The organism is Enterococcus hirae ATCC 9790, from assembly GCF_000271405.2.
GTDB classification, from domain to species: Bacteria; Bacillota; Bacilli; order Lactobacillales; family Enterococcaceae; genus Enterococcus_B; species Enterococcus_B hirae.
In genome coordinates, this window is sequence record NC_018081.1 from 725,781 (window position 1) to 738,693 (window position 12,913).

Here is a 12,913-nt window from a genome sequence, read left to right on the forward strand (position 1 = left end):
ATCAGTCAAAGAACCCATTTTTCTAGTTGAGGATTCTTTGACTGATAATTTATAATGGGCAATTACTGCCATTTTGTTTAATCGTATTGAAACAGCTTTTTTATCTTTATTTGACAAACATTGCATCGCCGAAACTAAAGAAGCGATAACGTTCATCAATAGCATGTTGGTAAGCTGCTAATGTTAATTCTCGTCCAGCAAAGGCACTCACTAACATGACTAATGTTGATTTTGGTAAATGGAAATTTGTTGAAAATGCCTCTACCACTTTAAACTGATAACCTGGTGTGATGAAAATATCTGTCCAACCACTATCTGCTTTGATTTCACCATCAAATTTGGTTCCAATCGTTTCAAGTGTACGGATCGAAGTCGTTCCTACGGCGATGATCTTGCCACCATTTTGACGGACTTGATTTAAGCGACTTGCTGCTTCTTCTGTTAGACGATAAAATTCACTGTGCATATGGTGTTCTTCAATCTTGTCCACACTGACCGGCCGGAATGTTCCTAAGCCTACGTGAAGTGTCAAATAGACGAGTTCTACCCCTTTTGCTTCGATTTCTGCTAACAATTCTTTGGTAAAATGTAATCCAGCTGTAGGAGCTGCTGCTGACCCGTTTTCTTTTGCATAAACAGTTTGGTAACGATCTGGATCCTCTAAACGTTCTTTGATATAAGGAGGTAAAGGCATTTCGCCCAATGATTCCAACGTTTCAAGAAAAATACCTTCGTATTCAAATTCAATGATTCTTCCGCCATGTTCTAATTCTTCTTTGACAACTGCTTGTAAGCGACCATCACCAAATGTAATTCGTGTACCTACTTTCGCTCGTTTTGCCGGTTTGATCAACGTTTCCCAAGTATCTCCTTCTGTATTTGTCAAAAGTAATACTTCCAGGTGTGCACCTGTTTCAGTTTTTTCACCATATAAACGAGCTGGCAACACACGTGTATTATTCATCACTAACGCATCTCCTGGATGCAATTCTTCTAAGATGTCATGGAAATGTTTATCCGACATTTCCCCAGTTGTACGATCTAAAACTAGTAACCGAGAATGGTCACGGTCTTTTAGTGGTGTTTGAGCGATCAACTCTTCTGGTAAATCAAAGTCAAAATCTTCTGTTGTTAACATATCGTCACTCACTTTCTATCTTCTGCCTTGTCATTCTAACATTTTTACTGTTACCTTGGCAAAACCCGCACTCGAAAAAAGAAGAAAGAGAAACGAACGAACAAACCGATTTCTTGCAAATAATCGTTTTATTTTTTTATAGATTTGATTGCATCATTGATATGATTGAGTTCAAAACGTTCAATTGTGCCTCCAAATTCCGTAGTGATTAAGTCATTCAATTTCTTTGCATCCATTTCTTTGACAATCGCTAAGACCCCTTCTTGTCCTTCTGGGATACAGTTAGCAATATAATGAAAAACATTTTTAGATTTTTTCTCTGCATGATGCGCTTGCCCAAAACCAATGACATCGCCAATCGCCCAGCCAAAGATCGCCCCTAATGGACCACCGAGAAAGCCAATGATAATACCTAAAATACTATCACGCCACTCATTCTTTTCGCCTGAAAGATTCTCAAAATCCATCACTGTAAATCCTCTTTCGTCAAACGCGCGTTGAGCTAACATCACTTGTTGAACCTCAACATCTGGCTTTAGATCATTTCTTTTAAGTTTATTGAACACTTCTAAGCAGTGAACATCTTCCGCCATGTTGATCACTATTAGTGTATTTTCCGGCTCTACTTCGATGTTTGGATCTAGAGCTAGATCTTCCATTTCATAAAAAGAAGAATAATCATTTAGATCACCTGAAGCAATTTTAGCCATCAACATTTCTGACTTATTGAGTTGATCGTCAGATACTTTTTGAAAGTTGCCCATTTGATCCTTGATTTCTTTATATTGATCTTCCGTCAAGACTTTTCCATTTTCAGTATTTCTATAATATTGTGCCATTGTCTTTTCAGCTCCTTCAAATAAATTGGATAAACATGTTCTACTAAAAAAATACATCAATTAAGTGACACTTTTTTATTTATTTTTTTTGTAATTATAAAATAAATAAATAAAAAAATGCCTGAGTTTCTCACTCAAGCATTTTTTGGTCTTTAACATTTATTTCTTCAAATGATAACTATACGTACTTATCACGATATTTTCTCGCCAAGATAAACGAAGTCTTAATCGTAAACTTGTTTGATTGTGTAAGATATTTTGCCAACGACGGTTTGGTACAAACTGTGGAATCAATACTGTCGTCGTATAGTTTTGTTTTGCGGCATTTTTACTTACCAGATCAACGTAGCGGATAATTGGATTTTCAATGGAACGATAAGAAGAATGAACAACTGAAAAACGGACATCAGGAAAATGTTTCTTGAAGTCTGCTTCAATTTCTTTTTCTTTTGCTATATCTTCATCCAATGACACGTGCATGGCCACCACATAATCCCCGATCGAACGAGCATAATTGATCGCACCGATGTTAACACGTGTGACATTTCCTACTAAAACCAGCACGGTATTTCCATCATAGTCATGTAACTTGGCGTCCGTTTCAAGTCGCAACTGTTCTGCTACCTTTTTGTAGTGATCATGAATGCGATAGAAAATATACATCACAATTGGCATGATGATAAAGAATGGCCAAATATCACCTAAGCGGTAAACGAACAAAATCGCAATGATCGCATAAGAGATAAACGCACCTGTGATATTTGCAATAGATTTTCCTAACCAGTTCTTTCCTTCTTTTTTCCATTTAACGACCATTCCTGTTTGTGATAGCGCAAAAGGAATAAATACACCGATCGAGTATAACGGAATCAAACGTTCCGTTGAACCATGGAAAATAAATAAGAGAATGATCGAACCAAAAGCTAATGTCATGATCCCATTTGAGTATCCTAAACGATCGCCACGATCTTGATACATATGTGGCATGAACTTATCTTTTGCCAAATTGTATGCTAATACTGGGAATGCAGAGAATCCAGTATTGGCAGCAACCGCCAAGATCAAAGCGGTAGCAAATTGTAATACATAATACAATGCGCCATGGCCAAAGACAGCTTTCCCAATCTGAGACAATACAGTAACTTCTTTTTCAGGCACGATCCCATACCAATAGTTGATGAACGTGATACCGACAAAGAAGAAGCCTAAGATCAAAGCCATCATTGTTAAAGTTGCTGCTGCATTTTTTGCTCGAGGTTTCTTGAAAAATGGTACGGCATTACTAATTGCTTCAACCCCTGTTAAAGAAGAAGAACCAGAAGAGAATGCTCGCAAAATCAATGCGATCGACACCCCTGGGATTGCAGCTCCAGGTAAGGCTGTTGCATGTAATGGTACGGCACCAGTAATGATATTAAACAGTCCGACCGCAATTAGCAACGTAATCACAATGATGAACGTGTAAACAGGGAATAGCAAGAAAGAAGCCGATTCCCTTAACCCGCGTAAATTCAGCATCATCAAGAGCAATACGATTGCAACTGAGATTGCTACTTGGTGACCATACAATGCGGGAATTGCCGAGGTAATCGCTTCGGCACCAGCTGACACGGAAACAGCTACCGTCAACATATAGTCGATCAACAAGGAACCTCCAGCGATCAACCCGGCATTTTTCCCAAGGTTTTCACTGCTGACGACGTAAGCCCCTCCGCCTTGAGGATACGCGTGAATGATTTGACGGTAAGAGAGAGTTAATGAAATCAATAGAATAATAACAAATGCTGCAATTGGCAGTGAATACCAAATGGCTGCAGTTGACAAGGCAACTAAAACAACCACAATCTGCTCTGTACCGTAAGCAATGGATGATAGGGCATCCGATGACAGCAATGCTAACGCGGCAAAACGAGTTAATTTATGCTCGTCGTTTTCAGCAGATTTCAACGGCTTACCTACTAACAACCTTTTTAAGTAGTCCAATTTTTTTACTCCTTTACACACATATTTACTTCAAAATTATTATTGTCAAAATTAAAAAAATTTATCTTAAACAAGATGTTATAGTACGCTCCCATAATATAAAAGTCAATAAACTTTCATAAAATTAATTGAAAAAAATTAGAAAAAAACAGTATTTTTTTCAATCGTACGTTAAATTAGCAAATGCCTTACATTTCAACGACTTTTTTCCTTTTCTGTCAAAAAATGTAACATCTCACTCATCGAGATTTTTCTTTCCTATTCAATAAAAACTTTTACTTTTCGTAGAACTTGAACAACCAGCACTTTCCAAAAAATAAGTAAACGGACTGTGATTTTTTCTAGCAATAATCAATCATTGTGGAATCAGCCATAACAAACTTTACTTTTCTATTTTCAATTTTTTCAATTAAACTCGTTGTTTCTACAAAAAGAAAAAAATAGCTCCTCTGATCACCTAAGCTCTGTTAATAAAATAAAGGCCTTGTCAGACGAAAATACATGACTATTTCTGTCTAACAAGGTCTTCTTTTTTCAAACTGGTTATTGCTTTAACTACTAGTGGAAAATATGACTCTGATGTGCTGCTTCTTTGAATTTGACCATTTTTTCTTGGACATAAGGCGCAACAGCCGTTCCAATAACACCAAAGCTAACGAATAGACCAATCATGATCCAAATCGCATTTGCAGCATTTGGCCAATAGATTCCTCCTGCTGATTCTCGTAATAGATTAACCGCATGAGTGAATGGCAAGAATGGATTGATCATTTGGAAGAACTTCCCTGATACTTGGATAGGATAGTTTCCACCTCCACCAGAAATCGATAGCACGAGGATAATGATCGCAAGTCCCTTTCCAACATTATCAAATAGCGCCGCTAAAACATACACGATCATCATAAAGGCTAGCGAGATCAAAACGGCAAAGGACACGCTGTAAACTGAATTATGGACATCTACACCTAATAAAAAGATATTTCCTAAAGTAACGATCAAACTTTGTGCGATAGCCATCGTTAAGAACGTGAGCATTCGAGCAACAAATTGTTCTCGTTTTGTAAAATTGTTTCTTTCTTTTTTACCGAGATAATAATCGGTTGTCGCTACACTTGAGAGTAAGACAGCTCCCACCCACAAGCAAAGTGCTGTATAAAATGGCGTACTTGCCGATCCGTTGTTTGCAATTGGATACATCGTATTGGTTTTTAATTCTACTGGTTGCGTAAAGAAGTCACTCTCTTTCGTGGCATCTAGTTTCAATAATTTGATCACTTCTCCTAGATCAACTTCTTTTTCTCCTTTACGAATAGCATCTGCTGCTTTTTGGATACCTGTCTTGATGTTTGGCCAATCGTTATTGATCAAATCAGCTGCTGCATTTACTGCCGTTTCGACTTGTGGCATTTTTTCATTTGCTGTCGTCATCGTACTTGTGATTTCATTTTTGATCGTTGGCCAGTCATTTTGGATAAAGTTAGCAGCTGTACTCAATTTGTTGGCTAACACTGGCAAATCATTATTATACAGATCGGCTCCTTTATTGATCCCATTGACGATCGTTTCCATATTACCATTCAACATGGTGTTTGCATCATGGATCTCTTGTCCGATCGCTGGCATTTCTTTTTGGTACTTCTCTAATATCGCCACTGCATTGGTCACTGTTGCTTTTGTTGAATTTAACAGCGAATCAAAATCGATTTGGTCAGCCTTGCTTAACGCACCTTGAGCTGTTTCAATCGTACTGATGACTTGATTTAATAGTGAATCAACGGTTGAACTGACTTGGTTCACATCGATTCCAGAAATCAAGTTATTGACATTTTTAGCAGCAGTTTGAATTTGCCCTAAGATATTTCTTACGTTATCGATATTTCCTTCTTGAATGGCTTGTTTCAACGCTGGTAGGCGATTTTGTAAGCCGCTTAAAACTGGTTTGATACTATTTAATGTATCAATTATTTTTTGAAGTTTGGTATTACCCGTTTGATTCTGTAACTGTGTCAAAAAGGTAATCAACTGATCAATCGCTTGTTGCTGTGCTGGTAAACTATTGTAGAGATTATCCAATAATTTGAGTAAGTTTCCCTTCTCTTCTTCCGTCAATTGATTATCTGCAATTGCCTGATCGACACTCGCTGTGAATGAATCAATAGACGTTGCTACCTGACTAATCGATTGTATCGTTGTATTCACACTTGTTGTGATACCTGGTAATGCGTCTTTTAATTGCTCTGCACCTGATTTTGTTTGAGTAGCTAGATCTTTTGCTTGTGTTTCTAATTTCTTCACGTCAGGTAAGATTTCTTGGACTTGTTGAATGATCGACAACCCTTGTTTCGCTTCAGTGATTCCTTGATCCATCGTTTCTTGGATCGATGAAAAATCCTGATCGATCTCAGCAATTTGTCGACCTGCATTTTGGATTTCCGGTATTTTTTGTTGTAAATCTAAAATGATTTTCGCTTGCTCTTGGAGCTGTGGCATTTTATCATTCAGTGCAACCACTTTTTGTCCCATTTCATCGACTTGTGGGAGATAGTCCACAAATTCATTGGCTTTGTTTAACTTTTCTTTAATAGAAGGTAGTTGTTTTTGTAAATCGAGTACTTGTTGCGTATAGCCATCGATCGTATCAAGGTTCTCATCCGTTGAAAGTATCATTGATTTGACCTTATTGATACTTACTAGATTCGAATCAATGTCATAACCGATCTCGTTAAAGACCTTCAATAACGTTGAACTAGCTGTCTTAATAAATTCATCCGTAATCTGTGTTTGGATCGCAGAAGCTCCTTTATCGGTGATCTTAGGAGCGATCGCATTGATTTTCTCATTCACCGTGTATTCGATTTTTGGCTTTCTGATCTCTCCACTCGTAAAACTTAACAAGTCTTCTGAGAAATCCTTCGGTAAGTAGATTCCTGCATAATATTTCCCAGAACGAACCCCTTGTTCCAGTTCTGCTTTTGAGTCAACGAATTGCCATCCGAGTTGTTTATTGTCATGAAGTGATTTGATCACTTCTTTCCCAATTGCGACTTCTTTCCCTCGAAATTCTGCCGGTTGATCTGCACTGTAAACCGCAATAGGCAATTCACCGGTATTTCCGTAAGGATCCCATAACGCTTTGATGTTGAACCACGCATACAATGAAGGGATAATCATAATTGCAATGATCAAAAGTGTAGCAATTGGATTTTTAAAAATTCTTTTCCAGTCAAGTAGATATAATTTTAATGTGTTTTTGATTGACCGCATAAATATCCCCTTCTTCTTTTTTCAGCTGCATTACTTTACCATGTAAATCATGTAATTTTCAATTCCCTTTTTTCAAAAAGCTCGATAATTTAGACATAATAGTCAAACTGTCCGATTGTCTGACCATAGAATTGAAGAAATAGTTAAATTTTACATGTACCACTTTACCATTAAATAAAGCAGAAAGAAATTTTCATGCTAAAAATCAGAAGAAGAAAACGCATCCAGAAAAAGTTTGCTCCTTTTACCAGCCCAGCTCTAATCATAAGTTAATACGATTTTACCTGCAGAGGGGTGTCCTTCAAGTTGATGGTGCGCCCAGATTAAATGATCAAGAGTTGCAGCTAATTCTTCTGCTACAAAAATATGGTAATTTCCTGTTTTATATGCGGCAATTAAATGAGTCAAAGCTTCTTGATCTGAGTATTCTTTTCTAGGAACAAAAGTCTCATAAAACCCATTTTTTTTCTGACGAGATGCAAGGGAAGGCAATTCGTTCAACGCAACATAATGACCTTCTTCTTTCATAATTTTGATAGCCATGTCTCCCGCGATGCTTCCTTTCGTCGCATCGATCACAATATCTGCTTGATTACTGAATACTTCTTCAGGATTTTCTTGATCATAAGAAGAAAAATGAGTAACGCCTAAACTTCGGACTAATTCTTCATTTGTCTTTGATGCACTAGCTAACGTCCGAATCCCTTTTTGATGAAGTAATTGGATCAAACTAGTTCCTACGCCTCCTGAAGCTCCGGTCACCATTACCGTGTCAGTTGGTTGGATCGTTAGCAGATGATTAATCACATTGTAAGCAGTGATCCCCGTCGTTACCATTGCAGCCGCTTCTACCCAACTCATTTCATCTGGTATTTTAGCCACTTTACTTGCTGGTAAGACGATTTCTTCACCGTAAGCACCTGACACAGGATGAACGACTACACGGTCCCCCACAGCAAATGAATCGACGTCACTTGCTACTTCCGTCACGATTCCAGCACCATCATTCCCTAATACGTAAGGGAATGTTAAGGTTCGAACTTCCTTCATCTTTCCTGAACGCAAAGCGACATCATAAGGATTGATACTAAACGCTTTCAATTCCACACGAAGATGATTTGGCGTGACCTCCCTTGGTGTGTCTACTATTTCTTGAAACACCTTTTCAGCTGGTCCATAACCACTAATAGCAAACCTACGCATCTCTACCCCCTCCTTTTCTTCTAGTTTACGTGTAACACCACTATTTGACAAAAAAACTGTTTTAATCGCATCGGTGGCCTTTCTCTTTCATAGAGAATAAGAGAAGGACTAAACATTTTTAGAAACAAAATAATTGTTTTATTTCTCACACTATGTTAAGGTATCTGCACTAAAACGTAATTTTTACGATTTGAAAAATTAAAGAGATTATTGGAGGAAAATATGGCAAAAAAATCAAAAATTGCAAAAGCTAGAAAACAACAAGAAATGATTGCCCGCTATGCTGATTTACGACAAGAGTTAAAAGCGAATAAAGATTATGAAGCCTTACGTCAATTACCTTTAGATGCACGCCCTGAGCGTTTGAAAAACCGTGACTTGATCGATGGACGTCCTCGCGGATATATGCGAAAATTCGGCATGTCTCGTGTGAAATTTCGCGAACTAGCTCATCAAGGACTGATCCCTGGTGTCAAAAAAGCTAGTTGGTAATTAGTATTAGACAGACGAAAGATATTCTGGCAAAATAGCAGTCACTCTCTGAATAAGATAAACTAATCAAACACATATAAAAAAAGCCGTAAGGACTAAAGATAGGAAAACTATTTTTGGTCCTTACGGCTTTTTTATAAGTTGAACAATGCTGACTCAACTTTTTTCTTATCATTATCCAGCATTTTTTATTAAGAGTCAGAAACGACCGTATAGCGATTGACATCATTAACGCTCAGATCCAACGATTTCTCTTATAACCTTTGTTGATTGACATTCAAGATAATTAGCTTGTTCCTTTTATATGTAAAGGCATAATGTGCTTATTTAGCGACAGGGGTCAATGCTTCGATACCTACACTGATTTTAAGTGCATGATCGACTTCTGACATAATTCCTCGATCTAAATGACAAACTTTTTCTTTTAATCTTGATTTATCAATTGTTCTGATCTGTTCAAGTAAAATGACAGAGTCACGTTCGATTCCAGTACCAGTTGCTTTTATTCCAATATGCGTAGGCAATTTAGGTTTGGCCATTTTGGCAGTAATGGCCGCCACAATAATCGTTGGACTAAAATGATTCCCTAAATTATTTTGAATAACTAAGACAGGTCGTGTCCCGCCTTGTTCTGAACCCACGACTGGAGAAAGGTCAGCAAAATAAATGTCTCCTCTTTTTACCATAGGATTCTCCTTACTCTTCATATTCTCTAGGAATGCGCGTTCCTAGTACACAGGCTACCTCATAGTGGATCGTACCTAATTGATCCGCTACTGCTTGCATCGATATCTCTTTTTCCTGATTTTTACCAATCAAAGTAACCTTTGTTCCCAGTGGAACTTCCTGAGGTAAACGGATCATAATTTGATCCATACACACACGTCCGACAATTTCACATAAATTTCCATCCACTAGGACGGAAAAGCCTTGCATGTTTCGTAACCAGCCATCCGCATAGCCAATCGGGATCGTCCCGATCCACTCTGGTTGATCGGTAATATAGGTTTCCCCGTAGCCGATGCCTTCACCTTTAGCCAAACGTTTCACTTGGATCAACTCGGAAACTAACTCTAGTGCGGGTTCCAATGGATACGGTTCTGGCAGTGCATGCCCTGAAGGATTTAACCCATACATTGCTACACCAAAACGAATCATGTTACCAATTTTTTCATCATGCCATAAAGCAGTAGCACTATTACTTACATGAACATACTTAGGTAAAGCAGGCAATGCATCGATTGTCTCTATAAAACGTTGATGTTGCTGTTGCCAATACGTTTCATCCGCTTGATCAGCCGTTGAGAAATGGGTGAAAATCCCTTCCCATTCCAATACAGCACTTTCTTGAATAAATGAAACTGCCTCTACGACTTCTTCAGGTGTCAAAAAACCAATCCGTCCCATGCCGGTATCAACTTTCAAATGAAGTGCTAACGCATGTTTCAGCTTTCTTTCTTGCAGATATTCAACAGCCTGTTCTAACCATTCTTTGTTTCCTACAGTGATCGATAAATCATGGACAACCGCTAAAGTCAATGCGTCAATGGGAATCATATTCAACACTAAAATAGGTTGTGTGAATCCCGCTTCCCGCAATTCAATCCCTTCGTCTAGATTAGACACACAAAATCCAGTAGCACCTCCAGCCAGTGCAGCTTCTGCTGTCTGGACTGCTCCGTGCCCGTAACCATTTGCTTTGACTACAGCAAATAGCTCTTTTCCTTTTGGTAATCTAGCTAATTCTTTTTTGACATTTTCAGTAATAGCTTTTGTATGTATAATGACTCTTGTAGGTCGGTGCCAAGCGACAACCATGATTTTTCCTTCTTTCTAATCTTCTAAAATAATTTGTGCAAACGCTAATTCATCCGTATGCGTGATACTAACAAAACAAGTACCTGAATGAGGTGATTTTGTGACTACAGGTTGTCCTGCATCATTTTTTAAAATTTCAATTTCTTGAAACGTCACCTTACCAATACCAGTTCCCCACGCTTTTGAAAAAGCTTCTTTGCAAGCGTAACGCCCTCCGAGAAATTCTACTTGTCGGTGAAAAGGCAGGATTTGAAATTGCTCGATTTCATTTGGCGTCAACACTCGGTCGATAAAATTTTGTTTTTCTTTGATGATCTTTGCAATCCTTGGTAACTCAACTGCATCAATCCCAATTCCTTTAATCATAGACTCTACTCTTTTCAAAAATTTTAGAACACTCTCATTCTACCAAATTCTCGGTATTTTACCACCAATATGTCCATAAATAACTAAAAAGAAAGCTCCTCTTAAAAAAGAGAAGCTTATCATTTATTATTAATCGTTATTTGTACGGATCAATCGTTATTTGTACGGATCACAAATCCACGTTTTTTATCGTTTTGACGCTTACCGCCATCTTTTTGATGGTTATTATTTTTACTGTAGCCACCTTTTGATTTGTTGCCACGGTAGTTGTTATTATCGCGTCGATTACGGTTATTTCCGCCGCCACGTTTGCCATTTTTATTATAGCCTTTTTTCTGCATTGGCAATGGACGTTCTGGAGTGATTTTAACTGGTATTGCATCAGAAGGATCCTTTGCAGTCGTTTTTAGTAACAAAGCTACTAAATCTTGTGCAGAATACTCTTCAAGCAATTTATCTGCTGTTTGCAAATACTTGTCTAAGCCGTTTTCTTCAAGCTTAGCTTCAATTTGTTCCACTGCAGCACCTAGTTGTCCCTTGAATGCTTCTTTTTCAGTTGGCGGACGTAGAGTAGCCATCCGTTTTTTCGTTAAGTTCTCAATAACATGTAGGTAGCTCATTTCGTTTGGCGTAACGAATGTCACTGACATCCCGCCTTTACCCGCACGACCTGTACGTCCGATACGGTGAACATAACTTTCTGGATCTTGTGGAATGTCATAGTTGTAGACGTGAGTCACGCCTGAAATATCCAAACCACGTGCAGCTACATCCGTAGCAACTAAAATATCTAAATGACCATTTTTAAATGAACGTAAAACACTCATTCGTTTTTGTTGTGAAAGGTCCCCATGGATTCCTTCTGCACGATAACCGCGAGCTTCTAATCCACGTGCCAATTCATCAACACGTCGTTTTGTACGACCAAAAACAATCGTAAGTTCTGGTGTTTGGACATCGAACAAACGTGTCATGATATCGAATTTTTCGTATTCTTTTGCTCGAACATAATATTGATCGATTAAGTCAGCTGTCATTTCTTTCGCTTTGATCTTCACGTGTGTTGGTGATTTCATGAATTTCACGCCGATATTTTTGATTGCAGGTGGCATTGTTGCTGAGAATAATAATGTTTGGCGTTCTTCAGGTACTTTTGAAATAATATTTTCAATATCTTCCAAAAAGCCCATGTTCAACATTTCATCTGCTTCATCTAGAACTAATGTTTCCACTGTTCCTAATTTCAATGTGTGGCGGTTGATGTGATCCAGCATACGTCCAGGTGTTCCTACGACAATATGTGGACGATCTTTCAATCCACGGATTTGGCGACCGATATCAGCGCCTCCGTAAACAGCTTGTACACGTACTCTTTTATCACGACCAAGACGATAAAGCTCTTCTTGTGTTTGGATCGCTAATTCACGTGTCGGTGCAATGACTAACCCTTGCAATTCGTGGCGATTAGTGTCGATTTTTTCTAACATCGGCAAACCAAAAGCAGCCGTCTTACCAGTCCCTGTTTGTGCTTGTCCAATCACATCTTTTCCAGACAATGCTAAAGGGATTGTTTCTGACTGGATCGGTGTTGCTTCTTCAAAACCAGCACGCTCTACTGATTTCAATAATTCTGGTGATAATTCTAATTCTTTAAATTTCAAATGAATCCTCCTATATGGTTGTTAACTGAGGATGTAGCTTAATTTTTGCTACCCCGTCGATTGTTCGGTCAAAGTGTTTGGTTCTTTTTGACAGTGGCCACGTACGTTTTTACTCATTCTTAGCCCCTGTGGCACCACCGAAAAATCAC

Annotated in this window: 10 protein-coding genes; 1 reads left to right on the plus strand and 9 read right to left on the minus strand. The window is 38.3% G+C overall.

Features of this window, described 5'->3' with window-relative positions; all coding sequences use genetic code 11:
• Nucleotides 1–106: 106 nt before the first annotated feature.
• The 5 genes from queA to EHR_RS03535 form a co-directional block, all read right to left on the minus strand.
• Nucleotides 107–1,138: a tRNA preQ1(34) S-adenosylmethionine ribosyltransferase-isomerase QueA gene (gene queA / locus EHR_RS03515; protein ID WP_010736867.1), complete on the minus strand. Its 1,032-nt coding sequence runs from the start codon at nt 1,136–1,138 to the stop codon at nt 107–109.
• Nucleotides 1,139–1,266: 128 nt separating this feature from the next.
• Complete coding sequence (locus EHR_RS03520) at nt 1,267–1,977, minus strand: hypothetical protein (RefSeq protein ID WP_010736866.1); 711 nt, start codon at nt 1,975–1,977, stop codon at nt 1,267–1,269.
• A gap of 159 nt (nt 1,978–2,136) precedes the next feature.
• Nucleotides 2,137–3,960, minus strand: a complete 1,824-nt coding sequence (locus tag EHR_RS03525) for an amino acid permease (RefSeq protein WP_010736865.1) — start codon at nt 3,958–3,960, stop codon at nt 2,137–2,139.
• Between the two features lie 558 nt (nt 3,961–4,518).
• Nucleotides 4,519–7,224: a YhgE/Pip domain-containing protein gene (locus EHR_RS03530; protein ID WP_010736864.1), complete on the minus strand. Its 2,706-nt coding sequence runs from the start codon at nt 7,222–7,224 to the stop codon at nt 4,519–4,521.
• A gap of 258 nt (nt 7,225–7,482) precedes the next feature.
• Complete coding sequence (locus tag EHR_RS03535; RefSeq protein ID WP_010736863.1) at nt 7,483–8,427, minus strand: NADP-dependent oxidoreductase; 945 nt, start codon at nt 8,425–8,427, stop codon at nt 7,483–7,485.
• 222 nt (nt 8,428–8,649) lie between these two features.
• Between EHR_RS03535 and rpsN the strand changes: the two genes are divergently transcribed.
• Nucleotides 8,650–8,919: a 30S ribosomal protein S14 gene (gene rpsN / locus EHR_RS03540; RefSeq protein WP_010736862.1), complete on the plus strand. Its 270-nt coding sequence runs from the start codon at nt 8,650–8,652 to the stop codon at nt 8,917–8,919.
• A gap of 323 nt (nt 8,920–9,242) precedes the next feature.
• On the opposite strand, the gene EHR_RS03545 is transcribed toward rpsN, so the two are convergent.
• From EHR_RS03545 to cshA, 4 genes are all read right to left on the minus strand, one after another.
• Complete coding sequence (locus EHR_RS03545) at nt 9,243–9,605, minus strand: type II toxin-antitoxin system PemK/MazF family toxin (protein ID WP_010720330.1); 363 nt, start codon at nt 9,603–9,605, stop codon at nt 9,243–9,245.
• 10 nt (nt 9,606–9,615) lie between these two features.
• Complete coding sequence (alr, locus tag EHR_RS03550) at nt 9,616–10,737, minus strand: alanine racemase (RefSeq protein ID WP_010720331.1); 1,122 nt, start codon at nt 10,735–10,737, stop codon at nt 9,616–9,618.
• 15 nt (nt 10,738–10,752) lie between these two features.
• On the minus strand, nt 10,753–11,103 hold the full coding sequence (gene acpS, locus EHR_RS03555) for a holo-ACP synthase (protein ID WP_010720332.1): 351 nt from the start codon (nt 11,101–11,103) through the stop codon (nt 10,753–10,755).
• Nucleotides 11,104–11,252: 149 nt separating this feature from the next.
• Complete coding sequence (cshA, locus tag EHR_RS03560) at nt 11,253–12,764, minus strand: degradosome RNA helicase CshA (protein WP_010736861.1); 1,512 nt, start codon at nt 12,762–12,764, stop codon at nt 11,253–11,255.
• Nucleotides 12,765–12,913: the final 149 nt, after the last annotated feature.